The organism is Parafrankia colletiae (assembly GCF_001854655.1).
GTDB lineage: Bacteria > Actinomycetota > Actinomycetes > Frankiales > Frankiaceae > Parafrankia > Parafrankia colletiae.
On the sequence record NZ_MBLM01000125.1, the window covers coordinates 1 to 26,135 of the forward strand.

22 protein-coding genes and 1 pseudogene are annotated in these 26,135 nt (G+C 69.2%); 14 read left to right on the top strand and 9 right to left on the bottom strand.

From position 1 onward, the window contains the following. The 4 genes from CC117_RS18655 to CC117_RS18670 all read right to left on the bottom strand — a co-directional run. Positions 1–661: amidohydrolase family protein (locus tag CC117_RS18655; protein ID WP_157905418.1), on the bottom strand; the 661-nt coding region annotated here is incomplete at its 3' end. 80 nt (positions 662–741) lie between these two features. After that, on the bottom strand, positions 742–1,194 hold the full coding sequence (locus CC117_RS18660) for a pyridoxamine 5'-phosphate oxidase family protein (protein ID WP_071085905.1): 453 nt from the start codon (positions 1,192–1,194) through the stop codon (positions 742–744). 84 nt (positions 1,195–1,278) lie between these two features. Further along, positions 1,279–2,109, bottom strand: coding sequence for an SDR family oxidoreductase (locus CC117_RS18665; RefSeq protein ID WP_071085907.1), 831 nt, complete (start codon positions 2,107–2,109; stop codon positions 1,279–1,281). 34 nt (positions 2,110–2,143) lie between these two features. Next, positions 2,144–3,361 carry a CaiB/BaiF CoA transferase family protein gene (locus CC117_RS18670; RefSeq protein ID WP_071085909.1) on the bottom strand — a complete coding sequence of 406 codons (1,218 nt, stop codon included), beginning with the start codon at positions 3,359–3,361 and terminating at the stop codon, positions 2,144–2,146. A gap of 242 nt (positions 3,362–3,603) precedes the next feature. Between CC117_RS18670 and CC117_RS18675 the strand changes: the two genes are divergently transcribed. Together CC117_RS18675 and CC117_RS18680 are read left to right on the top strand one after the other, a co-directional pair. Then, the gene (locus tag CC117_RS18675) at positions 3,604–4,365 is read left to right on the top strand and encodes a TetR/AcrR family transcriptional regulator (RefSeq protein WP_071086026.1); all 762 of its coding nucleotides are present in this window, start codon (positions 3,604–3,606) and stop codon (positions 4,363–4,365) included. 586 nt (positions 4,366–4,951) lie between these two features. Continuing rightward, on the top strand, positions 4,952–6,397 hold the full coding sequence (locus CC117_RS18680) for an ABC transporter substrate-binding protein (protein ID WP_071085910.1): 1,446 nt from the start codon (positions 4,952–4,954) through the stop codon (positions 6,395–6,397). Positions 6,398–6,525: 128 nt separating this feature from the next. On the opposite strand, the gene CC117_RS18685 is transcribed toward CC117_RS18680, so the two are convergent. After that, positions 6,526–7,245 (bottom strand): alpha/beta hydrolase, encoded by a 720-nt coding sequence (locus CC117_RS18685; protein ID WP_071085911.1) that lies wholly within the window; start codon positions 7,243–7,245, stop codon positions 6,526–6,528. 163 nt (positions 7,246–7,408) lie between these two features. Here CC117_RS18685 and CC117_RS18690 point away from each other — a divergent pair, with 163 nt between their 5' ends. Together CC117_RS18690 and CC117_RS18695 are read left to right on the top strand one after the other, a co-directional pair. Then, positions 7,409–8,062, top strand: a complete 654-nt coding sequence (locus CC117_RS18690; protein WP_071085914.1) for a TetR family transcriptional regulator — start codon at positions 7,409–7,411, stop codon at positions 8,060–8,062. A gap of 165 nt (positions 8,063–8,227) precedes the next feature. After that, positions 8,228–8,929 (top strand): alpha/beta fold hydrolase, encoded by a 702-nt coding sequence (locus CC117_RS18695; protein ID WP_071085915.1) that lies wholly within the window; start codon positions 8,228–8,230, stop codon positions 8,927–8,929. 887 nt (positions 8,930–9,816) lie between these two features. Here the strand turns inward: CC117_RS18695 and CC117_RS18700 are convergent. Then, positions 9,817–11,070 carry an ROK family protein gene (locus CC117_RS18700; protein WP_084132365.1) on the bottom strand — a complete coding sequence of 418 codons (1,254 nt, stop codon included), beginning with the start codon at positions 11,068–11,070 and terminating at the stop codon, positions 9,817–9,819. A gap of 67 nt (positions 11,071–11,137) precedes the next feature. Here CC117_RS18700 and xylA point away from each other — a divergent pair, with 67 nt between their 5' ends. From xylA to CC117_RS18720, 5 genes are all read left to right on the top strand, one after another. Further along, complete coding sequence (xylA, locus tag CC117_RS18705; RefSeq protein WP_071085917.1) at positions 11,138–12,379, top strand: xylose isomerase; 1,242 nt, start codon at positions 11,138–11,140, stop codon at positions 12,377–12,379. A gap of 14 nt (positions 12,380–12,393) precedes the next feature. Beyond that, positions 12,394–13,848 (top strand): xylulokinase, encoded by a 1,455-nt coding sequence (gene xylB / locus CC117_RS18710; protein ID WP_071085919.1) that lies wholly within the window; start codon positions 12,394–12,396, stop codon positions 13,846–13,848. A gap of 225 nt (positions 13,849–14,073) precedes the next feature. Further along, positions 14,074–14,304, top strand: a complete 231-nt coding sequence (locus CC117_RS18715) for a hypothetical protein (protein WP_071085921.1) — start codon at positions 14,074–14,076, stop codon at positions 14,302–14,304. A gap of 267 nt (positions 14,305–14,571) precedes the next feature. After that, positions 14,572–14,790, top strand: coding sequence for an SDR family oxidoreductase (locus CC117_RS35040; RefSeq protein WP_241830233.1), 219 nt, complete (start codon positions 14,572–14,574; stop codon positions 14,788–14,790). A gap of 46 nt (positions 14,791–14,836) precedes the next feature. Continuing rightward, the gene (locus CC117_RS18720; protein ID WP_071085923.1) at positions 14,837–15,697 is read left to right on the top strand and encodes an LLM class F420-dependent oxidoreductase; all 861 of its coding nucleotides are present in this window, start codon (positions 14,837–14,839) and stop codon (positions 15,695–15,697) included. A 243-nt stretch (positions 15,698–15,940) separates the two neighbouring features. Here the strand turns inward: CC117_RS18720 and CC117_RS39195 are convergent. Next, positions 15,941–16,255, bottom strand: a pseudogene (locus CC117_RS39195) (alcohol dehydrogenase catalytic domain-containing protein); the annotation flags it as partial. Positions 16,256–16,489: 234 nt separating this feature from the next. Between CC117_RS39195 and CC117_RS18730 the strand changes: the two are divergent. Beyond that, the gene (locus CC117_RS18730; protein ID WP_084132369.1) at positions 16,490–17,812 is read left to right on the top strand and encodes an ABC transporter substrate-binding protein; all 1,323 of its coding nucleotides are present in this window, start codon (positions 16,490–16,492) and stop codon (positions 17,810–17,812) included. A 59-nt stretch (positions 17,813–17,871) separates the two neighbouring features. Here CC117_RS18730 and CC117_RS18735 read toward each other — a convergent pair whose 3' ends face one another. Next, on the bottom strand, positions 17,872–18,489 hold the full coding sequence (locus CC117_RS18735; RefSeq protein ID WP_071085927.1) for a TetR/AcrR family transcriptional regulator: 618 nt from the start codon (positions 18,487–18,489) through the stop codon (positions 17,872–17,874). Positions 18,490–18,774: 285 nt separating this feature from the next. Here CC117_RS18735 and CC117_RS18740 point away from each other — a divergent pair, with 285 nt between their 5' ends. The 4 genes from CC117_RS18740 to CC117_RS39200 all read left to right on the top strand — a co-directional run bounded on the left by CC117_RS18740 (position 18,775) and on the right by CC117_RS39200 (position 24,279). Next, the gene (locus tag CC117_RS18740; RefSeq protein ID WP_071085929.1) at positions 18,775–20,499 is read left to right on the top strand and encodes an N-acyl-D-amino-acid deacylase family protein; all 1,725 of its coding nucleotides are present in this window, start codon (positions 18,775–18,777) and stop codon (positions 20,497–20,499) included. A gap of 12 nt (positions 20,500–20,511) precedes the next feature. Further along, on the top strand, positions 20,512–21,777 hold the full coding sequence (locus CC117_RS18745) for an amidohydrolase family protein (protein ID WP_071085931.1): 1,266 nt from the start codon (positions 20,512–20,514) through the stop codon (positions 21,775–21,777). 423 nt (positions 21,778–22,200) lie between these two features. Then, entirely contained in the window at positions 22,201–23,217 is a 1,017-nt protein-coding gene (locus tag CC117_RS18750; RefSeq protein WP_071085933.1) for an alpha/beta hydrolase, read from the top strand. Positions 23,218–23,238: 21 nt separating this feature from the next. Continuing rightward, positions 23,239–24,279, top strand: coding sequence for a helix-turn-helix domain-containing protein (locus CC117_RS39200; protein ID WP_071085935.1), 1,041 nt, complete (start codon positions 23,239–23,241; stop codon positions 24,277–24,279). A 148-nt stretch (positions 24,280–24,427) separates the two neighbouring features. Here CC117_RS39200 and CC117_RS18760 read toward each other — a convergent pair whose 3' ends face one another. Then, entirely contained in the window at positions 24,428–25,642 is a 1,215-nt protein-coding gene (locus CC117_RS18760; protein ID WP_071085938.1) for an ABC transporter substrate-binding protein, read from the bottom strand. Between the last annotated feature and the right edge of the window lie 493 nt (positions 25,643–26,135).

Here is a 26,135-nt window from a genome sequence, read left to right on the forward strand (position 1 = left end):
GCGCGCCGAAGCCGGTGCCGATGTGCAGGCACATCACCATGCCGGTGTCGGACAGGGCCTCGAACACCGGCGCCCAGTAGGTGATGTCGTGGTAGCTGGGCAACCCTTCCAGGTGCGGCAGCTCGGGCATCGTGACCGCCCGGCAGCCCTTGGCCGCGACCCGGCGGATCTCGTTCACCATCAGCTGCGGGTCCCAGGTGGGCAGCAGGGCGAGCGGGATGAACCGGCCCGGGTAGGTGCCCGCCCACTCGTCGATGTGCCAGTCGTTGTACGCCTGGATCATCACGACGGTCAGGGGGTCCTTGAAGTGGTTCAGGTGCCCGGCACTGAACCCGGCGAACGTCGGGAAGCACATCGAGGCCAGGATGCCGTTGCGGTCCATGTCGCGGACCCGGTCATGGATGTCGTAGACCGCGGGGCGCATCTCCGCGAAGCCGGCGGGGTCCTTGGCCCACTCCTCCGGCGGCCAGGTGACCACCGCGTTGAGACCGCTGACGCCGGTCACCCGGCCCTGGTAGATCCACCGGTCCACGCCGGTCTCGTCGGTCTCGACGTGCGGCGCCTGGTCAGCCAGCTTGGCTGGGACGTGGTTCCTGAACATGTCAGGCGGCTCGACCACGTGGTCGTCGATGCTCACCAGCACCATGTCGTCGACGTTCATGACCCTCCTCGAAGGGTGGGGTGGCCCGACAGCCGTCCGGCCAGGCATCTGTGGTCCGTTCCCGGCTGCACCGGCAGTTCTCACATCTTTCGGAAATCCCAGCTCGTGACTTTCTCCGGGGTCAGTCGAAGCCAGGCGTGCCGCCCGTCGTAGTGCATCTCGTCGCGGCCGGTGTACTTCCGGGAGAAAAGCAGCTCGGGGGTCTCGAGATCGGGGTTCGGAGTACTGGTCCGGGGGGCTTCCCCGACGCTTTCGAGCTTTCCGCGGAGCTCCACCCCGTGCAGCTCGTTGAAAGCATGCCCGCCGTCCACCAGGACGGCCACCCGCGGGTCGCGGGCGATATCCGTCCAGCRCTGGCTCTTCACGACCGAGTTGAGCCACAGCGCGGCCCCGTCCCACACGAACCACAAGGGGGTCAGGTGCGGTCCGTCCGGGCTCGACGTCGCCACCCGGCACGTTCGCTCCTCAGTGAGGAACGTATCGATCTCGGCCGGGCTCATGGCGATCCTGCGGCCCCGACGCTGCTCTTTCATCGTGTGTCGTCCTCAATGGATAATTGAATGTCTACTGTGTGGTGGGTGTGTGGACACACGCCGTGCGGGATGCTCGCCCGTCGGTCAGGTCACCCTGCCGAGCAGGAAGTTCACGACGGGCGCAGCCGAGGGGAAGGAGCCGGTCATGCCCGCGCTGARGTAGCCCGAGTCCGCTGTCAGGGTGATGCCGTTGACCGCGGAGGCGGCGTCGCTGCAGAGGAACAGCAGTGGGTAGGCCTGCTCCAGTGGGGTCGCCGGCGAGGTACCCACCTCGGCGCGGTAGTCGGTACCAAAACCGAGCCAGCGCTCCTCGTTCGCCCGGGCGAGAGGGGTGTCGGTGGGGCCGGGGCAGATCGCGTTGATGCGGACACCCTGCTTCAGCAGCGGCATCGCCTGGGACGCGACGTAGGCGCAGACGGCCTGCTTGCTCCACATGTAGTCGGCCTTGCCGTGGTCCACCGCCCACTTCGTGGCCTCGTCGAAGTCGGTGATGGCGAGGTACTCCCGCAGCAGCGGCAGGTCCGCCTCCCAGCCCAGGCCGGCGGCGGAGGAGATGAAGCCGATGGCCGAGCCGCGGGGCAGCAGCCTGCCGGCGAGAAGGCGGTCGATGAGGTAGCGGTGGCCGATGAAGTTGATGCGTTCGATGCCGGGGGTTCCATCGGCGACGCCGGCGGCGGCGAGCAGTGCGTGGACGGGGCCGCCAAGCTGGTCGACGGCTGTGTCTATGGAGGCGGCGTCGGCGAGGTTGACGTGGATGCTCCTGGCACCGGGGAGAGTCACCTCGGCGTAGTCGGCGACGATGACCTCTGCGCCGGCGCTCTGCGCGAGCTCGGCGGCGGCGGCACCCATGCCGGTGGCGCCGCCGACCACGAGGACCCGCTTCCCGTCGAACCGGAAGGCGTCGAACAGCGTCATGTCAGGGTCTCCAGGCTCTTCGTCGAGAGGGGTGTCACGCGACCACGCCGCGGATCTTCAGGTCGAGAACGGCGTCGGTGTCGAGACCGAGCTCGGCGAGGATCTCGTCGCCGTGCTCGTTGAACAGCGGTGCCCGGCCCGCCGGCGAGGGCCGCCCGTCGTACTGGACGGGGGCGGCGGGAAGACGGAACGGGATGCCGGCGGCGGTGGTGCAGTCCTGGACGTACCCGTTGGCGACGGCCTGCGGGTCCGCGGCGGCCTCCAGGGTGTCCTGCACGACGGTCCACTGACCGATGAAGCTCGCCAGCCGCTCGCGCCACTCGGCCAGCGGGTGCTGGGCGAAGGTGGTCTCGAGGATGGCGATGGCCTCTCGGCTGTTTGCCATCAGGGCGGCGTGGTCGGCGAACCGGGGGTCGGTCGCGAGTTCGGGTCGGCCGATGACCTCGCACATGGGCGGCCAGTACCTGCCGGCCTGCAGGCAGGTGAAGGACAGCCAGCGGCCGTCCCTGGTCTGGTAGTTGCCGGTGAGCGGGTTGGAGCGCGGCGCGTCGACGGGGGGCGGGGTCCACGGGATGTCGAGCAGCAGGGAGAGGGCGAGGGCCTGGCCCATCGCCCACATCCCGGTCGCCATGAGCGAGACGTCGACCTCGGTCGCCTCGCCGGTGCGCTCGCGGTGGAACAGCGCGCCCATGATCCCTCCGGCGATGGTCATGGCGCCGATGGAGTCCCCGAACCCGGGCCCGGGCGGAACCGGGACATGGCCGTACTCGGGGCGCATGACACCTACCGCGACGCCGGCACGGGCCCAGAAGGCCAGGGAGTCGTAGGAGCCGCGGTCGGCGTCGGGTCCGCGCTCGCCCTGGCCCGTCCCGCGGACGTAGATGATGTTCGGGTTGTGTGCGCGGATGTCCTCGACGTCGACATGCAGCTTGGTGCGGACACTGGGCAGCTTGTTGGTGAGGAAGACGTCGCAGGTCGCCGCGAGCTTGTAGAGGACGTCGCGGCCCGCGTCGGAGGTGAGGTCGAGACCGAGGCTGCGCTTGCCGCGGTTGGAGTGCTCCAGCAGCACGTGAACGTCCTTGGGAACGACCGCGACACCCGAGGACGCCAGCGCGCGCATGGCATCCCCGCGCTCGACGTGCTCGATCTTGATCACGTCGGCGCCCCAGTCGGACAGCAGCGCGGACGCGGCGGGTACGAACGTGTGCTCAGCGACCTCGAGAATCCGGACACCCTGCATCACCGCGGTCATGACCACTCTCCTCAGATGAAGACACGATRGCGGTGGACAGGAGACGGTCCGCGCTGTAATCGTGGCCGCACTCCCACTCCTTATGCGACTGACGGTCGCTTACCAGGGGATGAGTATGCGGGCGCTGCTCGCATACCGTCAAGACGGAACCGGAGGGCCGTGTGACACCTTCACCACCCGTGGTGACCGATGGTCTTCAGTCGCCTGACCACGACRACAGGGCCGTGTCGGCCGAGGAGACGATGTCGGCCGAAGCGACGATGTCGGCCGAGGAGACGGCGGTTCCCGCCGATCCCGGATCCGCCCGCTGGTGGGCCGAGCGCTCCGTGGCCGACCGCCGGCGCCGGCCGCGCGCCGGCGGCCTGTCCACCGAACGCATCGTCGAGACGTCCCTGGAGGTCCTACGCGAGGAAGGGCTGGAAGCCCTGACGGTGCGCTCGGTCGCCGAGCGGCTCGGCACCAGCAACGCCTCGCTCTACCGGCACATCGCCAGCCGCGACGAACTGATCGCCCTCATCGCCGACCACGTCATGGGCGACATCCGACTCAAACGCACCGGCCGCGGCTGGCGCGTCGACGTCGAGGCGCTGATGCTCGAGATGCGCAGGGTCATCCTCAGCCAACCGCTGCCTCCGTCGGCTGGGCGGAGCCAGTCGGGCTCCGGGCCGAACATGCTGCGCCTCGTCGAGTTCGCCCTCACTCTGTTCCGCGAGGCTGGACTGACCGACAGGCAGGCCGTCTACACGACCATAACAATGATCGAGTTCGTCGGCGGCTCCACCAGCATCCGACGCAGCCCCGCCGGCCGCGGCTCGAACGGAGTGGCCGGAGCGGCCGGAGCGGCCGGCCTGCGCCAACTCCTCGACGGACTACCCGCCGACGACTTCCCCGCGCTAGGCGCGGCCGGGAATCTCTACACCGCCGCGTCTGCCGACGACGTCTTCACCCACGGCATGGCCCTCTTCCTCGACGGCGTCACCAGCCAGCTCCCTGGCAGTCAGTAAGCGCAGCGCACGTACCCGAACGCTGCGAGGTCAAGGTGGAACAGGGCTGTCGCGCCGTCCCAGCAGCGCTCCCGGCCTCGCGCGATCACGACGACTCCCGCACGGCCAGTAGGTTGACTCGGCCCCATCCCGGATGCTTTGATCCCGTCCTCAGCGGGGACGGACATCGAACGGACACGGTTCCACTTCCCTGACAGCACCCGACAGCCAGCTAACCCGGCTGGCGAACCAGGCACGCACGCATTTCCTCGAAGGGATGCTGCGAGCTGCGTGGCGCTCGCTGTTCCGACAGCGTCGGCTACCGCCTCTTCATTGCGCTRCCAACTTTGCCATGGGAGTGGCGGAGTCGCGCAGGAAATCACGCCCGGCGCTTCCTGCCACGACCTCGAGCAGGAAACATCGCGCGACATCCGCTACCCGTTCGTTCCATTGCCGTGCCACTTTCAACACCGACGGAAGGCATACCGTGAATCGCAGAAGTCGATTACTTGTCACCACTGTCATCTGCTGCGTGGCCCTCCTCTCAGGGGCCTGTGGTGGCAGCGGCGATTCCGCCACCCCATCCACAGATGCCTCCGGCAGGCCGGTGGCCGGGGGGCACGGACGAATCCTGACACTGAGCGATCTACGCAGCCTGGATCCGGGAACCATCGGCAACGCCTATGCGAGCACCGGCGTCGTCGGTAACGCCCTGTACGGAACGTTGATGACCAATGACGATGCGGGCGAGATCCATTACCAGATGGCCGAGTCCTTCGCCACGACCGACAACGGCAAGGCCTTCACCCTGAAACTCCGCCCCGGGATTGTCTTCTCCGATGGAACTCCACTCGACGCCGAAGCGGTGAAGTTCAACTGGGACCGGATCAAGGAGCCGGCCACCAGCTCACCCCACCGCTCGGAGGCGACGATGATCTCCTCGTCCGCGGTGGTGGACGATGTCACGCTGACGGTCACGATGGTCACCCAGGTACCGAAGTACGCCCAGTCCGTCGTCACCTCGTCGCTGAACTGGATCGCCTCGCCCGCAGCCCTGCGGAAGGGCGTCGCGGCTTTCGACGCCAACCCGATCGGCGCTGGTCCGTTCACGCTGAAGAGCTGGATCCGCCAAGGCTCCATGGAGCTGGTCAAGAACCCCCGTTACTGGGACTCCCCCAAGCCGTACCTGGACACCCTCACCTTCCAGACTGCACTTGACACCAATCAGCGTTACAACACTCTGCAGACCGGTGGCGCAGATCTTGCAATCGAGTCGAATCCGGTCAACTTCGACAAGGCAGAAAAGGCAGGCCTACCGAACACCGTGATGGAGCTCAGCGGCGGTCTCTTCCTGGCGATGAACACCCGCAGGGCACCGTTCGATGACGTGCGCGCACGGCAGGCTGTTGCCGCGGCACTCGACCTGGACGCACTGAACCTCGCCGCCTACAACGGCACCGGCACCCCCGTCGACACGCTCTTCAGCAAGGCGTCGCCCTTCCACTCGGACACGCCACTGCGCAAGGCGGACAATGCCACCGCTCAGCGGTTGTTCGACGAGCTCGCCGCGGACGGCAAGCCGGTGTCGTTCACCTTTACCACCGCGCCCACCTCGGAGAGCAAGACGACGGCGGAGAACATCCAGGCCCAGCTCGGCGCGTTCAACAACGTAAAGGTTCAGGTCAAGACCGTCGAAGTCGCCGAAATAGTCTCGCTGCGCGCGACACACGACTTCGACGCGACCACGTCGTCGGCGTTCTTCCAGGACCCCGAACCCCGGCTGTGGACGACCTTCAGCGGCGCCTCACCGGCAAACCTGACCGGGATCGCCGACAAGGACCTCGACGACGCCCTGCTGGCCGGACGGACAGCGGCGACGCAACAGGAGCGGTCGGAGGCTTACGACACGGTCCAACTGCGCCTCACCGAGCTGTCACCGGCCGTCTTCTTCACGCGCGCGGAACCCGGCGCCATCGCAGGCAAGAACGTCAACGGCCTCGCGCAGTACGGCCTCGGCTCACTACTACCCGAGGAAATCTGGATCCAGAAGTAGGCGCTCGCCCCGAACCGGCGACGAGAGGCCGCCACGCCCCGTATCGATCTGGACACCGAGGTCCGGGTCGGCCGTACGGTCCGACCCGGACCGTACGGCGAGGCTCGCTGCGGCAGGCGCCGGTCTCGTCAGACGGCGGCGACCTCGTGGAGCGCGTCCGCGACCGCCCGCGGCTCGGTGATCATGAGGTCGTGGCCGGTGTCGATCTCCCACAGGCGGCCCGCCGCGTGCGCCGTCTCCATCAGCTCCGCGTCGCGGGTGGCCAGCGTGGAGGTGCACACGATGTGGTACTGCGGGATCGCCCAGAGCGCCTCCTCGTTGGTGAGCGTCAGCGGCTGCTCGAAGCACCGCCACGGGTGGCCGGTCAGGCGATCGTCCATCCAGGCGAGGTCGGCGGGGTCGGTCACGCCGTAGAAGGCCCCCGCGCCCGGGGCCGGCAGGAGGACCAGCTCGACACCGTCGACCACCTGGCCGTGTGGCCGGGTCGCTTCGATGATCGGCCCGGCGACATCGAGGAGCGACTGGCCGTTCACGGGGTTCGCCGCGTCGAGGTAGACGAGGCGGCCCACCCGGTCGGCGGCCCGGTCGGCGACACCGGTGATGACCATGCCGCCGTAACTGTGCCCGACCAGGATCACGTCCCGCAGGTCCTCGTAGTGCAGCACCGCCACGACGTCCTGGATGTGTAACTCGAGGTCGACCGTCGGGCTCGCCAGGTGTGACCGCTCCCCCACTCCGGTGAGTGTGGGCGCGTGCACCTCGTGCCCGGCAGCCCGCAGCAGACGAGCGACCGGCTGGTAGCACCAGCCGCCATGCCCGCCGCCATGCACCAGGACGTATGTGGCCATGCAGGTCCTCCTTCACCGTGACGGCAGTGCCGGCCCGTCCTCCAGGTCAGCCAGCCGCCCCTGAGCGTGTAGAACACGCGGATATCCCAGATATCCGGATAACCAGGATATCTGGGATGATGTCCTGAGCAAGGCCTGTCGGCGAACATGAGAGAGGAGCCGGGTGCCCGGATCCCCGTCAGGCGATGCCGTCCTCCGCGTGGTTCTCGAGCTGCTGGAGTCCGGCGGCCATGACGCCGTCCAGATCCGTGAGGTGGTCCGCCGCGCACACGTCTCGCCGCTGACGATCTACAAGCTGTTTCCCAGTCGGGACGAGCTCGTCGTGGCCGCGCTCCAGCAGTGGCTGACGGTCAACAGCTGCGCACCGCTGGCGGCACCAGCTCCCGGCGAATCCCTCTACGACGGCCTGATGCGGGTGTTCCGGCACGTCTTCGAACCGTGGGAACGCAACCCGCGCATCCTCGAGGCCTATCACCGGGCGCGGAACGGGCCGGGCGGACGAAAGCTCGACCAGCAGGCCATGGGCGCCATCGAACCGGTCGCGCGCGCCATCCTGGTCGGCGGCGACCCCACCTACATCGACGACGTCGGGCTGATCCTCACCAACATGGCCTACGCAGTGGTCGGTCAGTTCGCGAACGGCGAGCTCGACATCACCGCCATCCTCCCGGCACTCGAGCGGGCCGTCTTCCGCCTCACCGCCAACAACGAGCCCGCCGCGACACAGGCGCGACGGGCGCGGCACAGCCTGTACCCCACCTCGCCCGCGCAGCTCGACCGGCAGGACTCGACCGACCAGGGCGAATCACGGCGTTGATGCTCTTCGAGCGGAGCGGGACCGGACGCAGCAACCCACACCCAGCGGATACCTCATCCGAGACCGACAGGGAGAGCCGCCAGACGGCCGGGCGGCGGCTGCCGCACCGATGAGACGCGTCCGGAACCGAGGTCTACCGAGGACATCGAGGGAAGCGGGGACGAGATGATCGAGCTGGACGAGCGGGCACCGGGAAGGCCGCGAATCTTCGCACTGATCCCTGGTGCCGGTGGTGCGGGGATCTACTGGCACCGGCTGGCGCCGCTGCTACGGGCCGCCGGCCACGAAGCGGTCGCCATCGACCTGCCCGGAGACGACCCGAGCGCAGGCCTGTCCGAGTACGCCGCCCTGGTCGGCGCCGCGGTGGGCGGACGACGCGAGGTGGTGCTGGTCGCGCAGTCGCTCGGTGGGTTCACAGCGCCCCTGGTCGCCGAGTTGGTCCCGGTCAGCGCGATCGTGTTCGTGAACGCGATGATCCCCGTTCCGGGCGAGACGCCGGGCGCCTGGTGGGACAACACCAGGCAGTCCCAGGCCTGCGCCGCCGCGGCCGAGCGAGGCGGCTACAGCACCGAGTTCGACCTTGACACGTACTTTCTGCACGACCTATCCCCCGAGGATGCGGAAGCGATCCTGAAGGATCCCCGTTCCGAGGACGACGTCGTGTTCGGTTCCGCCTCTTCGTTCGGCTACTGGCCTCGGGTTCCGATTCACGTGGTGGCCGGCGCCGACGACCGGCTCTTCCCGGCGGAGTTCCAGCGCCGGGTGGCCCGCGACCGGCTGGGTGTCGAGGCTGACATCCTGCCGGGCGGCCACCTGATCGCCCTGTCGGAGCCCCACGCGCTCGCGCGCTACCTCCTCGGAACATGAAGAACGTAGCTATGGATGCTCCACGACGCTGACCCGGAGGACACCGGACAGGCGGCAACCGGGCCCGAACCGCCCGCCACTCCGGACCATCGTTTCAGCTCCAGCCCGCGGCCCGTGCCGCCGCAGGCCGGTACTGCGCGGGTATCGACTGTTGCCCATCCACAGGCCGCGTTCCAGGCGCGAGCGGTGGCGGCGGTACTGCCGCTGGTGGCACCGGCGCCAGGGCAGGCCGTGATGGCGGCAGCGATGCCGGTGCTGACGGCGCCGTCTCGCCCGCGGTCCGCACGGCACCGGTGACTGCGCGCCTCGCCCTCGCCGCCCCCGCGAGCCCCGGCCGCCCCGTCGGCACCAGACGTGAGCTCAGCCAGTCCTCGACTGCGTCCATGACCACCGTCATTGCCATGAGCGCGAGAGGAAACAGCAGAACGATAAAGATCACCTTGCGGATACCTCACAGTACGGACGAAATCCTCGGATCGTGAAGGGATAGCCCAGATGTGCTAGCCCGTTCGGGTAGCCCCATTTCCGCAGCGGCAGGTTACGAGCTCTGACCGATCGAAGGGACAACCTGGCATAGGCGTAGGTGTCAAGCCCGCCGGCGGCTCCAGGGACGGTGCGCCGGCGCACCCGCGACGTACCCGAAGGCAAGGCCTCTATCTGGCTGTGGTGGTCGAGCCGGAAGGCGTACCTGGGAACGCGTAATGCGGACCAGCCACGGCCGGGGTGACGAACATCCCACTGGTGACCTCAGGCGCGAACGATCCGGAAACATTCCCGCTGCCCACGTTTCCGGAATCCTTGAGGAGCGCTGCTACACGGCGGATTCCGGTGCCTTGCCAGCGACCACCTGGACGCACCGGCCGGGGCCAACCCTGTCGGTCACGGCACTAACCCGCCGGCCGGCCGGTCCAACGCGCCGGATCGGCGATCACCGCTGCCAGCTCGGCGAAGGCCGCACCGGTGGCACCGGGGGCGGAGCCGGGCTCGGCCGCGACGGTCGTCGGCGCGACCCAGCGGGCCGACAGCACGCGGGCCCGCAGCGCCTGTTCCAGGTCCGCACGCAGCAGGCCGGCGATCTGGCCCAGATACCCGCCGAGGACGACGGTGGGAACGTCGAACATGTTGACGACGCTGGCCAGCGCGATACCGAGGGCCCACGCCGCCACGCCGACGGCCTGACACGCCTCCCGGTCGCCGGCCGCCACCCGCTCGGCCAGGAGTTCGGGCGGGGCCGTGGGGTCCAGCCCGGCCGCGGCGAGGATCATGTGCCGCCCGGCGTAGCGCTCCAGGCAGCCGGTCGACCCGCACGGGCAGCTCGGGCCGTTGGGGTCGACACAGACGTGCCCGATCTCGCCGGCCCAGCCGTGGGAGCCGGTGATGACCGCTCCGTCTCGGACCACGGCGCCGCCGATGCCGATCCCGCCCGACAGGTAGACGAAGTCGGGCACCGGGCCCGGCCGTCCCGGCGCGTTCTCGGCGACTGTCCGCGCGGCCAGGTCGGCCTCGTTGCCGATCGTCAACGGCAGGCCGGCGAGCGTCCCGGAGGCCAGCATGTCGACCGGCCGGATGTCCGACCAGCCGAGGGTCGGTGCCCGCAGCAGCAGCCCGTCCTCCACCGCGACGATGCCGGGCAGCGCGAGCCGGGCTCCGATGAGGGCGGCACCGCCGGGCACCCGGGACAGAACGTCGCGGCCGGCGGCGTCGAGGCGACGCAGCACCTCCCCCGGTGGGCTCGCGACGAGATCTCCGCTTTCGACCCACTCGGCGAGAACCTGGCCGCGCAGGTTGATCACCCGGGCGGCCAGGAAACCGGCGTCGACCTGGAGTCCCAGAGCCGCGATCCGCGAACCCGGGGCCAGTGGTGTCGCGGGGCGACCCCGGCGGGGCGCGGGCCGGTCCAGCTCGCCCGGGCCCCGCTCGTCCGGGCCCAGTTCGTCCAGGATGCCGCCGGCGACGAGCTCGTCGACGAGGCGTGAGGCGGTGGCTCGGGTCATCGAGGTCGCCCCGGCGACGTCCGCCCGCGAAAGGTACGCCGGCGCCGACGCGGCGAGGGTGCGCGCGACCAGGGCGAGGTTGCTCTCCCGCAGGGTCGCCTGCCTGGCCCCGCTCGCCGGGTGCGGACCGGACAGCTCCAGGGGCACAGGTTGACGCTACCGCGGCTCCGAATTATGTTTCACCGAAATACTAAAGACGCGGATCGGAGCAGCGATGCCACGACAGCCCATCCCCGCGGACAGGTTCTCCTTCGGTCTGTGGACGGTCGGCTGGACCGGCACCGACCCGTTCGGCCTTCCGACCCGGACGGCCCTCGACCCGTGGGAGTACGCCGACCGGCTCGCCGAGATCGGTGCCTGGGGCATCACCCTGCACGACAACGACGTCTTCGCGTTCGACGCCGACGAGGCCACCGCCCAGCGGGCATGTCGCCGGCTGAAGGAGGCCACCGACGCGTCCGGGCTGGTCATCGAGATGGTGACCACGAACACCTTCACCCATCCCGTCTTCAAGGACGGCGGCCTGACGTCGAACGACCGCGGCGTGCGCCGGTTCGGCCTGCGCAAGGTGCTGCGCGCGGTGGATCTCGCGGCGCAGCTCGGCGCGACCACGTTCGTGATGTGGGGCGGCCGGGAGGGCAGCGAGTACGACGGGTCGAAGGATGTCTTCGCCGCCCTGGAGCGCTACCGGGAGGGCCTGGACACCGTCGCCGGCTACATCAGGAGCCAGGGTTACGACCTGCGGATCGCGCTCGAGCCCAAGCCGAACGAGCCGCGCGGCGACATCTTCCTGCCCACCGTCGGGCACGCGCTGGCGCTGATCGCCGAACTGGAACACCGCGACATCGTCGGGCTCAACCCGGAGACCGGGCACGAGCAGATGGCCAACCTCAACTACACCCACGCGCTCGGCCAGGCCCTGTGGAGCGGGAAGCTGTTCCACATCGACCTCAACGGACAGCGGGGCCTGAAGTACGACCAGGACCTGGCCTTCGGGCACGGCGACCTCGTCTCCGCGTTCTTCACCGTCGACCTGCTCGAGAACGGCTTCCCCGGCTACCCGGACGGCCCCCGGTACACCGGCCCCCGCCACTTCGACTACAAGCCGTCGCGGACGGAGGGCATGACCGGCGTCTGGGAGTCGGCCCGCGCCTGCATGTCCACCTACCTGCTGCTCGCCGAGAAGGCGGCGGCGTTCCGTGCCGATCCCGCCGTCCAGGAGGCGATGGCCTACGCCGGCGTGTTCGAGCTCGCCGAGCCCACCCTCGCCCCCGGCGAAACCACCGCCGACCTGCTCACCGCCGATGACGGCTTCGACCCGGCCAAGGCGGCCGAGCGGGACTTCGGTTTCGTCCGGCTCCAGCAACTGGCGATCGAGCACCTCGTCGGCTCGCCGACCCCGGCCCCGACCCCGACCGCGGCCGGGGCCAGGGCCGCCGCCCGCTCAGCTGGCTGAGTCGGCCCGGCGGCATGGCGCTCGTCGCGGGGATCGACTCCTCCACCCAGTCGTGCAAGGTGGTCATCCGGGACGCCGCCTCCGGCGCTCTCGCCCGCCAGGGAACGGCTCCGCATCCCCCCGGGACGGAGATCGACCCCGAACACTGGTGGACGGCCCTGCTCACCGCGGTCGAGCGGGCCGGCGGCCTCGGCGACGTCGCAGCCGTCTCGGTCGCCGCCCAGCAACACGGAATGATCGTGCTTGACCGTGACGGACGGGTCATCCGGCCCGCGCTGCTGTGGAACGACACCCGATCCGCCCCGGCAGCGGACGACCTCGTCGCAGACCTCGGCGCCGAGCGGTGGGCGGCTGCGGTCGGTCTGGTCCCGGTCGCCTCGTTCACCGTCACCAAGCTGCGCTGGCTCGCCGACCACGAACCCGACGCGGCAGGCCGGATCGCCGCCGTCGCGCTCCCCCACGACTGGCTGACCTGGCGCCTGTCGGGCGCCCGGTCGCTGGACACCCTGCGCACCGACCGCTCCGACGCCTCCGGCACCGGCTACTTCGACGCCGCCGGCGGCACCAGCGGCGCCTACCGGCGGGACCTGCTGGCCCTGGCGCTGCGTCGCGAGCCCGGTGACGTCGAACGGATCGTGCTCCCGACCGTCGCCGGCCCCGAGGACACCGTGGGACGGGGCGACACCGCCAACGGCTGGGGCCATCTGCTTCTGGGGCCGGGGTGCGGCGACAACGCCGGGGCAGCCCTCGGGCTGGACCTGCAGCCGGGCGAGGCATTCATGTCCCTGGGGACCTCCGGCGTCGTCGCCGCGGTCGCCACCGCCGCCACCCGGGACGCCACCGGCTCGGTGGCCGGCTTCGCCGACGCGACCGGCCACCACCTTCCCCTCGCCTGCACCCTCAACGCCAGCCGCGTCCTCGACGCGACGGCAGCCCTGCTCGGCGTCGACCACGACGAGCTCAGCCGGCTCGCCCTCAGCGCCCGGCCAGGTGCCGCGCGCCTGGTCTTCGTGCCCTACCTCGAGGGCGAACGCACCCCGAACCTCCCCACCGCCACCGGCTCCCTGCACGGCCTCACACCAGCATCGATGACCCCGGCGAACCTCGCCCGCGCCGCCGTGGAAGGCGTGCTCTGCCTGCTGGCGGGCTGCCTCGACGCCCTGCGCGCCCAGGGCGTGCGCGTCGACCGGGTGACGCTCGTCGGCGGCGGCGCCCGGTCACCTGCCGTCCAGGACATCGCACCCGCCATCCTCGGGCTGCCCGTCACCGTGCCCGCACCCGGCGAGTACGTCGCCGACGGCGCCGCACGGCAGGCCGCGACGGCCCTGGCCCGCGCGAACGGCGTCGCGCCGCCGTCCTGGCCTCACGCCGAGGCGGTCACCCGCACGGCCGAGCCGCTCCCCTCCGTCCTCGACCGCTACCGGGAGGTGGCGGCGACCGTCGCCGCCATCGAGAGCAGATGTGGGTAGGGATCTACTGGCACCTGCTGGTTACGCGGATGCGGGGGCGACGCCCTCGGTGGCGAGACGTTCGGCCAGGCCCCTGCCCRGACCGAGCGCTGCCGCACTGCCAGGGTCCGAACCAGAGGGTAATATCGAGCTTGAGCGACAGCCACCCGGGTCATGACCCACGAGCCATGACCCGCGAGCTACGCCCAGCCGGGCGTGCCCGTGGCCCTTTTACGGAGCGACCCGATGGACTCCGACCACCTGCTCACCGCGACCCAGCCTGAACCGGCCGCGCTCGGCCGATACTACGGCTCCTGCGACGGCAAAGCCGCCCTCGCCCGCGAGACCAGCCCCGGCAGCTGGCAGGTCAAGGTCCGCGACCCGCTCAACCGCCTGGCCGGCCACGACGGCTGGATGATGCTCGGCACCGGCTGGAGCACACTCGCCGAAGCACGCGCGGCAACCGGGCTGTCCTAGCCTCCAACCACGTGGCCCGCCGCTCCCGTCACGGTCGAAGAGGCTGCCGCGCGGGCCTCAGGATCCGGGCCATCGTTGCCGGCTGGAGCAGGGTCTCCGGCGTGTCGACGAGAGTAGAGCGACCGTCCCCGGCTGCGGTCACGAGCCCGGGCGCTGCCTACGGGTCTCCAGACAGGCGAACATCATCCGGGTTTGGGCGACAGCCCTCTGGTGGGGGAACGAGGCGCTCGTGTCAACTCCATCAGCGCGGGAATCATTTCAACCCGGATGGGGCAGCAGGAGCTGGCTGGGCCGTGGGGCTCGGCGATTCGCGGGATGATTGAGACCTCGCCCGCGAAACGACCGAAACGACCGGGTACCCCTGACGACGTCGCGGACGCGGCCTCGTTCCTACTCGGTCCAGGGGCGTCCTTCATCACCGGCACCGACCTCCTTGTGGACGGCGGCGCCGTCGCGGTACACCGCTCGGATGCACAGCGACGTTGACACAGACGATGCCGCCGCACAACGCGAGCCGCAACGGAGGAACACAGTGAATCTGTCTGGTGTCGGTGTGTGGAGTGACCGTCTGCATTACGGTGATCCGGCCGAGTCTGCCGAGGTGGCTGCCGAGCTCGAGGAACTGGGTTTCGCCGCGCTGTGGATTCCGGACATGGGCGGTCCGGTCTTCGACGCGGTCGACCGTCTGTTGGCCGSCACCCGCCGAGTGTTCGTGGCGACCGGCATTCTGAGTCTGTGGTCGCATCCATCGGCGGCGGCCGCCGAATCCTACGCGTCGTTGTCAGCCATCCACGGGGAACGGTTCATCATGGGTATCGGGGTAAGTCACGCGCTGGTGGTCGATGCCCCGGAACCCGGTCGGTACCGACGACCGCTGGCGGCGATGGGCGCGTTCCTCGACGGTCTCGATGACGCCGACCCTCCGGTTCCTGTCGAGATGCGGGTCCTGGCCGCGCTCGGCCCGAAGATGCTCGAGCTCGCGGGCAAGCGGGCCCGCGGGGTCCACCCCTATCTCGTCACGCCGGACCACACGCGGCGGGCCCGCGAAGCGCTCGGCGACGGTCCGCTGGTGCTGCCAGAACAGACCGTGATCCTGTGTTCCGGGGCGGACGAGGCGCGAGCCATTGGCGGCAGGTGGCTTCGGGGATACCTGTCCCTGCCGAACTATGCCAACAATCTGCTCCGGCTGGGCTTCTCGTCCGACGAGGTGGCAGCGGTGAGTGACCGCGTCTTCGACGCTTTGATCGCGTGGGGCGACGAGGAGGCGATCAGACACAGAGTGGATGAGCATCGTGCCGCTGGCGCGGACCACGTCGCCCTGCAGGTACTCACGTCCGACCTGGAAGCCTTTCCACGAGAGCAGTGGCGTCGACTCGCCGCCGCTTTGCTGTAGCTATCCGGCAGTGTGGCCCTGGAGTGAGTGGGTACTGCGGGCTCGGAGGGGAAGGCGGAACCGGTGCGTTTCCCTCCGAGCTGGAGCCTGGCCTGCGATGCGATGCCGGGGTGTCCGTCCTGATCCCGTCGTCCTGCGCCCGGTTCAGACCGCGGCCTTCTCGACGATGGGCACTCCGCAGGCGCTCCCGAGACCGATGACGTGGGCAGGACCCACCTTTGCGTTGTCGATCTGGCGGTCGCCGGCCTCGCCGCGCAGCTGGGTGGCGATCTCCCAGACGTTGGCGATACCGGTCGCGGCGATCGGACAGCCCCGGTGGAGGAACGCCCGGCCGGTTCGGCGCAGGGTGCAGGCGCCACAGGACGGCACGAACGACATCGCCACATGGTCGCCCGGCTGGACCGAGGTGACCCCCGGGCCGACCTCGGTCACGACGCCGGCGCCCTCGTGGCCGCAGATCAGCGGACAGTGCGGCATCGGCATGGCGCCCGTGCGGACGTGCTCATCCGAATGACACAACCCGCAGGCCCGTACCTCGACCCGAATCTCACCAGCCCGACCGACGACCTCACCCTGGGTCATTGTCGACCCAGTACTACGGCCTTGGGCGCTCGACTACCAGGCTCGACGAGCCTGACGACGTCAATATCGAACTCGATGTTGACATTTGCCCCCCAGGTCGTGACCATCGTCTTCTCTCGGGATCGGTTGATCTCCTGAGCGCACGGCCCGCCCGAGCCGTGCGGGCGCTCTGCCGCGCCACGATGCCCGGAAACACTGGGAGATCGCACCATGACAGAACCAGACCGAGGTCGCGTGCTGCATGCGGGGGTTTCGTTCGAGGGAGTGGCGTGCAGGCGACAGCCACGACGCCTGTTCGGCGCACGATTAGGCGCTGCGACCCTCACCCTCGGCCTGCTCCTCGCTGCCGGATGCGGAAGCGACAGCGGCGAGGGCTCCTCGCCGGGCGGCGCCGGCGAAGCCACCGCATTGCTCGGACCACGCGAACCCGCGGCCGGGATGCCCGTGCGGATAGGGCTCATCTCCGACGGCAAGGGCCCCGTCTCGGACCTGTCGATCGAGGGCCAGGTCGCAGACGCCACGGTCGGCTACCTCAACGAGCACCGGTCCGGTATCGCCGGTCACCCCATCGAACTGGTGACGTGCAGGTCCCTGGCCGACCCCGCCATCGGCACCGACTGCGCGAACCGCATGGTCGAGGAGGATGTGGTTGCCGTGGTCGTCGGATCGTCGGCCGTCGTGGAGAGCATCTGGGAACCACTGCACCAGTCAGGCGTGCCAGTGTTCCTCAGCTATGCGAACGGTGCCCCGCTGCGGGACAGCGCATCGACCTTCACACTGTCTGATTCTTCCTACACGCTGAAAGCACTGGTCCAGCTGGCGAAGGACGAGGGCGTGAAGAAGCTGTCGATCGTCGCGGTCGACGTGCCGACATCGGCGGCGATCCTGCGGGAGGCCGTGCCGCCGCTGTTCGAAGGTTCCGGAATCGACGTCGACATCGTCCCGGTGCCCCCGGGCACAGCCGACATGACGCCGCAGATGCAGACCGTCGTCGACGGCGATCCAGAGCTCGTGCAGGTGGTCGGGAACGACGCGTTCTGCATCAGCGCCTTCAACGGGCTGCGGGCGGTCGGGTACGACGGCCTCGTCACGTCGATCTCGAACTGCCTGTCGGACCGGACTCGCATGGCGGTACCGGGTGACTTCCTCGAGGGAATGGTGCTCCCGGCGGTGGTGCCGATCGGGACCGACAACCCCTCGACCCGCATCTACAACGCGGTGGCAACCGCCTACGGTTCGGACATCGACACCGGCCGGGTCGCCGGATTGACCATGTTCACGCTGGTCGCCGCGCTCGAGGCGGCCGCGGACGGGGTGTCCGGAGACATCACGTCCGATTCCGTGGTCACCGCGATCAAAGGCATGCCCGAGACCGACGTGCCAGGCGCGACCGGCCTTCGATTCCGCTGCAACGGCAAAGCCGTCCCGGCGACACCGGCGCTCTGCGTCCGTGGTTGGCTGACCACGACGCTTGGTTCCGACGGTCAACCCACCGACTACAAGCCGGTCGGCGTGACCCCGATCGAGGACTGACCGTACCGCCGCCCCACCTCGGCCGGTCTGGTGGAGGGCCCGGGCTCTCGCGGGAGTGGTCAGTCCGCGGCTGTAGTCGGGGCCTCTGGCGTAAGGCTGCGGAGCGTACCAATGATCGCCTTGTACGCGAGCTCGCTTGCGGTCTGCCAGGTTCGCCCGGCGTCGGTGACGACCGCCGCGGTGAAGTGAGAGCTGAGGTGGGCACCTACCGTGACGAGCAGCTCGTCGGGTGTCTCGCCGAGGCGTCCCAGGCCCTGCCACGACAGCCGGGCGATGTCGGCCGTCCTCACGCGCCAGTCCTGGCGCAGGGACCGCTGCACCGCGTCGAACTCGGGCGGCAGGTCGGATCTCGACATGAGCTCCCAGAAGCCGGGGCCGATGGCGGCGTTCATCCGATGCGCCGCCTCGCACGTCGACCGGAGCCACCCCTCCACCTCACCGTCGTACCCGGGAAGATTCTGCATGTAGTTCACCATCGCAGTGGAGAAGGCACTGGCGACCAGCTTCTCGCGGGTGCCGAACAGCCGGAACAGTGTCCGGCGGCTGACTCCTGACGCCTCCGCCAACTGCTCCATGGTCGCGTCGAGACCGTTCTCGATCACGAACCGCCGCGCGGCGGTGAGGACGTGGTCGAGAGCGGCCTGCCGCTTCGCCTCGGCGAGCGGTCCAGCGGTCACAGACATGTACCCACGCTACTGTTGACACGCATCAGTGCCATCGCTGACACTTTAATGCGCCAGCCTGGTTCGCCGAGCAGCGTCTCACTCGGCGGACGTAACCCATCGGCACCAGCTCGATCCCGGTGGGCGAGCACTCGCATCACTCCGCGTCGGCACCGCAGGCCCGCCCGGCAGGCGGCTGCGGATGCCCTCCCACCGATTGGGCGCTATCCCGGCGACCCCGCAGACAAGTACCGAATCCCGACGTCAAGTCCGTGTCCGGTTGTCGAAAAGGACCATGGAATGGCCATGTATGACCTGGTTATCAAAGGGGGGACCGTCATCGACGGGCTCCAGACCCCCCGATTTCGCGCTGACATCGCCATCACAGACGGGCGCATCGCCCAGATCGGGCGGGTGCCGGCCTCATCCGGGGCGGAAATCGTCGACGCCGCGGGCAAGGTCGTCGCCCCGGGAGTGGTGGACCTCCACACGCATTACGACAGCCAGCTGTTCTGGGACCCGTGGTGCACCATGTCCGGCTGGCACGGTGTCACCAGCGTCGTCATCGGGAACTGCGGATTCGGATTCGCGCCGTGCCGGCCGCAGGACCGCGACCGGGCGATGCTGAGCCTGTCCCGCAACGAGGCCGTGCCCATGGAAACCATGAAGGTGGGCATGCCGTGGGACTGGGAGACCTTCCCGGAGTTCCTCGCCAGCGTCGACCGGGCACCCAAGGGCGTGAACGTCATGTCGTTCGTGCCGCTCGCCCCGCTGTACGGCTACGTGGTCGGCCTCGACGAGGCCAAGAGTCGCGCCGTCACCGATGCCGAGCTCCGGCGCATGTGCGACCTTCTCGTCCAGGCGATGGAAGCCGGTGGCTGCGGCCTGAGTGCGCAGATCCTCGGTGACGTCGGCAACGTCCAGCTCGACTACGACGGCACCCCGATGGTGACCGACCTGATGAGCGAGCGCGACCTGCGCGCGTTCTGCCAGGCTCTGGGCTCGCTGGGCCGGGGGGTCGCCCAGGTGACCTCGCCGTTGGAGACCGCCGCGTTCATGGCGCGGGAAAGCGGGCGCCCGATCATCTGGAACGCCCTGCTCGCCGACGGAGCGCTCAACCAGCACGGCGGCCAGCAGATGTCGCACCGAGAGGCGCTGAAGCGGCTCGCGGAGCTGAACGAGCAGGAAGGGACGCGGGTCTTCGCACAGGCGCTGACCACGAACTTCGCATCCGAGTTCACGTTGGAGGACTACAACCTCGCGGACGCCATCCCCTGCTGGCGGGAAGCACTCGTCGGGACGGTGCCGGACAAGACGCTCAAGCTGGCCGACCCCGCCCGGAGGGCGGCGATGAAGGAGGTGCACGAACAGCGCGGTGGGCTGTTCGGAGCCGGCTACCCGCTTGCCGACATCAAGGTGCACTGGATTTCCAGCGACGTCGCCCGGGCCCGTGAACTCAAGGACACCTACGAGGGTTACACGATCGGCGAGATCGCGATGCGGGAGAGCAAGCACCCGATCGACGCGATGCTGGACGTGGCGGTCGCGGGTGAGCTGCGGGTCGGATTCGCCACCCCACTGCTGAGGACCCCGCCGGAGTCGATGCGGGAGATCGCGAATGCCCCCGTCGCCCTGCCCGGAGTGAGTGACGGCGGGGCGCACACCAAGTTCGTCACGACCGCGCGGTACCCGAGCGAACTTCTCGGGCTCTGGGTGCGCGAGCACGAGATCATGTCGCTGGAACAGGCACACTGGCGCCTCTCGGCCTACCCCGCCATGGCCGCCGGCCTCAGGGGGCGCGGGTTCCTGTCCGAGGGCTCCCCGGCCGACGTGATCGTGTACGACCCCGACACGGTGGACAGCCTTCCGGCGGAACGGGTGTGGGACTACCCCGCCGGAGAGTGGCGCCTGATCCAGAAGGCCACCGGCTACGACCGCATCATCGTCAACGGAAAAACGACCTTTGTCGACGGCGAGTGCACGCAGGCCACCCCCGGCCGGCTGCTCCGCCACGGGACAGACTGAGCGGCGGCCGACATGACCAGTGCATCCACCAGTTCCGGCCCATCCGAGACGGCGGCGATCGGCGCTGTTTTCGATGCGGACAACCACTACTGGGAACCCTCGGACGCCTTCACCCGACACCGCGATCCCGCCTTTCTGGACCGCGGCCTGCGCGTGGTCGACCTGGGCGGCAGGCCCCACTATTTCATCGGCGACAGGGCCCACCCCATTCTCCCCGGCCCTGGGGACGCGCACCCCCGCCCTCGGCCCGGCGCGCTGTACGACTACTTCAGCGGGAAGAGCGACAAGGGCTCGCTGGGCAATGAGCTCGCCTGCGAGGTGCCCGCGGACCATCCCGACTGGTTCGACCGCGACGCCCGACTGCGACGGATGGACGCCCAGGGCCTCGAAGCCGTCTGGATGTTCCCCTCCCACGCCGTGTGCGTGGAGGGACCGATGCAACCCGACCTCGACGCCTCGGTCGAAGTACTGCGGGCGTTCAACCGCTGGTTGCAGGAGGACTGGGGCTTCGCCTACCGGAACCGGATCTTCGGCGTCCCGTTCCTCACCCTCTCCTACCTGGACCGGGCGATCGCGGAACTGGAGTGGTGCCTGGACCACGGGGCACGTGTGGTGAGCGTGCGCAATGGCCCGGTTTTCACCGCCGACGGCACCCGCTCGCCGGCGGACCGTGCCTTCGACCCGTTCTGGGCCCGCGTACAGGAAGCGGGAATCGTCGTTGCGCCACACGCCGGCTTCGACGACGGTTACCGGCAGGTCGAGGAAGCGGTCGCCCGTGCATGGGGCTACCGAACCTCGCAGCGCGACGGCGATACCAACGCACTCACGGTGACGGAACCCTTCGTGCAGATGCTGATGAAGCACCGACTCGTCCACGACTTCGCCGGGACCCTCGTCGCCCACGGCCTGTTCGAACGCTTCCCCGGGCTGCGGGTCGCCTACATCGAGAACGGCGGCACCTGGGTCGGACCCCTCCTCCACAGTCTGGAGCTTCTGGCCGCGCAGAACCCTGGCATGTTCCAGCGTTCACCAGTAGACCAGTTCATCGAGCACTGCTGGGTCGCACCGTTCGTGGAGGACAGCGTCGACGAACTGGCCCTGCACCTGCCCGTCGAGCGGATCCTGTTCGGATCGGACTGGCCACACGCGGAGGGCCTCCCCGAACCGACCGACTTCATGGCCAGCCTGGCGTCGTTCACTCCGGCCGATCAGCGACGCATCATGCGCGACAACGCCCGCGAACTGACGCTGTCGCTCCCTGCGCCCGCATCCACCTGACCGTCGGCCGGTTCGGCCCTTCTCGATGCGACCGGATCTGGGCGCTGGTCAGGTCGTGGTGCGTGGGCGGAGACGCGGAGCTCGCCAAACATCCCGCAGCACAGCGGTTCGCCCGATACTTCGATATCGACATTCGTTTTCCGTGAACGGACGCAGAGGATGTGGTGCAGGACACTGCACCGCTGGTCATGGAGGGACAGAAAGCCCCCGCATCTCCGCGAGCTATCTCGACAGCACCCACATCAAATCACCGCGGAGAAGTCGAGAAGCCCGCGCGGATGGCCAGCGATTCCCGGCGGACTAGCGCCATCCGACGGGCTGTCCCGCCGGATGGCGGATGATTCCCGCCATCCGGCACCTGCCACGGCTGCTATTGTGCCTCCAGTACCAGGCCTTGGCCCTCCGGAACTGCCGGGAGCGACGATGAATGTGCACATCGATACGGAGACCGGTACGGAAAACGGTGACGGGAGGGTCGGCCCGCCGCCGCCTTTCGACGCCGAACTGGCTGCTGCCCTCGACAGTTTCAGTGCTCTGCTGCAGCAGCCGATAACGCTTGACTCCGTCCCGGAGATCCGCCAACAGATGTCGGCCACCTCCCCCGCCGATGAGGACCTTGCGCGCGGCGGAGCTTTCACCGTCGAGACTGCCACGACACCAGCCGGGGCAGACGGTTTCAGGTTACCGATGGTCCTGTGCCGGCCGACTGCGACTGATGTTCCGACGGCGGCGGTGTGTTTTCTGCACGGCGGCGGCATGATCATCGGAGACGCGCGGACAGGGATCGCCGAGGTGCTCGACTGGGCCCAGGAACTGGACCTGGTGGTCGTGTCGGTGGACTACCGGCTCGCCCCGGATCACCCGCACCCGGTACCAGTGGAGGACTGCTACACCGGCCTGCTCTGGACGGCAGGCAGGCTGGCCGAGCTCGGCGTCGCCTCGGGCCGGCTCGTGGTCGCCGGCACCAGCGCGGGCGGTGGCCTGGCCGCGGCCGTGGCACTGATGGCCCGCGACCGCGGCGGGCCGGCGCTGGCCGGGCAGATGTTGCTGTGCCCGATGCTCGACGACCGCAACGACACCCCCTCGGCCCGGCAGATGGCCGGCCGCGGCGTCTGGGACCGGACGTCGAACGAGACCGGGTGGACGGCTCTGCTCGGCGATCGGCGCGGCGGGCCCGATGTATCGCCGTACGCCGCACCGGCCCGCGCACGGGACCTTTCGGGCCTGCCGCCGGCCTTCATCGACGTCGGCTCGGCGGAGACGTTCCGCGATGAGGACGTCGCCTACGCCAGCCGGATCTGGCAGGCCGGTGGAAGCGCCGAACTGCACGTCTGGCCGGGCGGCTTCCACGGCTTCGACCTCATGGCGCCGCAGGCCCCGGTCTCACAGGCTGCCAAGGCCGCGCGCATCAACTGGCTTCGCCGACTTCTCGCAGGGTAGCGCCCGCGGCACTATTACCAGGTGAAGGAACTTGCCGGCCGGCTCGCAGCCCTGGACCCCGACGCAAGCGCCGCGGTACGTGCTGTCGTCTACTTCGACCAGCTGGTCGAGGGCAGGGCCGGCCTCGAGGCGATCGTGCGCGGGGTGGCGCTGCTGGCGGGCGCGCCGGCCCGTCTGGTGGACGGCCTCCGAGGCGTACATGTCGAGGTCGACATCGAGGGACGCCGCCGCGCTGTCGCCACCGCAGTCGACAGCGACTGGCTCAGCGTCCCGTTGACGCCGGGCGAACCAGCCGCGGTGTGGCTGGAACGGCCCGGTCCCGCTGGCCCGGTCGAAGCAGTGGTGCTCGAACGGGCAGCGGGCGCCTGCCGTGCCTTCTTCGAGCGGACGAGCGGCCGGTCGTCGGTGGTCGCCGCGGACGGCGCCCGCCGGGCCGCGACCGAGGTTCTCCTGGACCAGGCGGCATCGCCGCGTGCCCGGCGAATGGCAGCCGTCCAGCTCGGCCTGGACCCGCACGCCCCGGCCCGTGCGCTGGCCTTCGCGGACGGAACCGTGCTGTTCGAAGCCGTACCAGCGGGCGCCAGTCGTGACCCGGTCACCACCCGGGTGGCAGACCGTCGAACCGGTGTCGGACCAGCCGTTCCCGTCCTGGACCTCCCTTCGTCCTGGCACGCCGCCCGCACCGCACTGCGGTTCACCGCCCATGGCACGGCAATGGATCCAGGCCCCCGTCTGGTGCACGCAGACCAGCTCGGCGGGTTGGCGGTGCTTGCCACGGCGGTGGGCCCGACCACGCCTGCGGCTCCTGACGTACAGGCACTGGACCGGGCCGCCACCACCGCCCCCTGGATGCTGACCACCCTGGAGGCGGTCACGACCAACCCGAGCCTTCGCGCGGCAGCGGTCACGCTCACGATCCACCACTCGACTCTGCAGGAACGGCTCCACCAGGCGGAACACATGCTCGGCTGGTCCGTCCACGACCCGAACGGCAGACTGCGGCTGCAGCTCGCGTTCGCACTGCGGCGGCTCCACCACAACCACTTCACCGCCACGGGATGAGGTCCCGGAAACCCCTCGCCTCCAGGCAACCGCGATGTCGAGCCCCGGGTCACACCGGAGCGGTCCGTGATCCCCCCGGAAGGGCGTCCACTGCTCAGATCGGTACCAGCAGAGTCAGCACGGTCATCTCCGGCGGGAAGCCGAGACGTCAGCTGCCCGTCCCGTCGACGCAGAGACTTTCCTTGACGATGTCAAACGCATTTCCGGCTGGGTTGATCTGGACGAACGCGTTACAGGTACTCAACTTACCGACGTTGTCTCGGAGACTCACCGGCGCGATCAGACCATCCGCGTCGTAGGCGGTGACGCCGCGGAGCGCGTCGATGAAGCCCTGCCGGGTGGGGCAGGAACCAGCCAGATCCAATCCGCGCAGGAACATGTCCGTGTAGATGTAGGAGAACATCGCATACTGCTGCTCAGGTTGGCCGGTTTCGGGCGCGAACCGGGCCATCGCGTTGCGGTAACGGTCCATGGCGGCTCCGCCGGCCTCGAAGGGGCGGAAGCCCACGGGGACCGAGACTCCCGCAAGCTGTGCCCCCCTGGCGGCCAGGATGCCCCGGTCGTAACCGACGTAGGAAACGCTGGCCACGATGTTCAGGCCCGCGGTGTGGACTGATTCCAGAATGGCGGCGAGGTCATCCGGACTCGAAAGAGCTACCAGCGAGTCGGCGCCCATCTCGGCGAGCTGCTGCGCCACTCGGGTCGGGCTGTCGCCCGCAGCGGAGTAGGGAATGGGACTGCCCACGGTCAGCCCGACCGACTGCAGAGCACCGGAGTACCGGGCCGCGCCCTCCATCGTGGCGGGCGCTGATCCCGTGGTGAGGATGGCGACCGTGGTCCCGCCGGCCGCCTGGATGTAGCGGCCGACAGTCTCCGGCGATTCTCCGTACGTGTACGAGAACATGTTCGGATGCTGAGCCCAGCCCGCCTCTCCCGCCAGCCCCACGACAGGAACCCCCTGCTCCTCCAGCCGCCRCATCGCATCGCCGAGCGAAATCGTGGCAGTGACGAGCCCGAAGACCGACTCGCGCCTGACGAGTTCCTCGGTCACGTGCGCGTTCTGCAACAGGGAGTTTGCGTCGTCGCGCCACTGGTACACGATCCGCCGGCCGTGTATTCCCCCCTGTTCGTTGGCCAGACCGAGCCTCGCCTGCATGCCGGAACGGGCCGAGGACYGCGCGGCGCTGCCGACGCCCGAGTCGGAGTAGACGAACCCCAGTGTCACCTGGTCGGCCGAAACCCCGGGCGTATCACAGTCGACAACGACCGCCTTCTCCCCGCCGCCCGACGAGCATCCGGCCCCGGCAGCCACCAGAATCGCGGCCGCCACCCCCAGCCGTCTAACGCAACTACCTGTGCGCATGAAATTCTCCTTTTCCGACGTTGACTGGCCGGCGTTACGGCGAGCGCCATGAGTGACAAAACGCTCTTGACCGGGTCGAGCTGTCTGGTCAGCTGCCTGGAAATGGAATGAAGTCCGTCCGGAGCCGAGTCAGTTCTGAGGTCGCGATCCGCCAGGCGCCATCGATCTTCCGTAGGCCTCCGTGTGATGGCCATAGCCGTGCAACGCATCCACGACCGACCAGCAGTTTCCCGCTCGACGCGACGCCGGGGCGCCCCCTGATCGACAGCGCTCCCTTGATCCGTCTCGTCGGCGCGTCGTCGACGCCCGATCCGGGCCATCACGTCCCGCCAGGAGACATCAATCTCGACATCGATATTACGTATGATTTCACAAGGGAGGATCAATCATCACGCACGGCGGAGCCTCTCGCCGTTCCGGCGTCGACACCCCGCCGGCGCATCAGGCCCAGCAGTCGTGTTCCGCCCGACGCGAAGCTCCGTCCTGTCCGCGA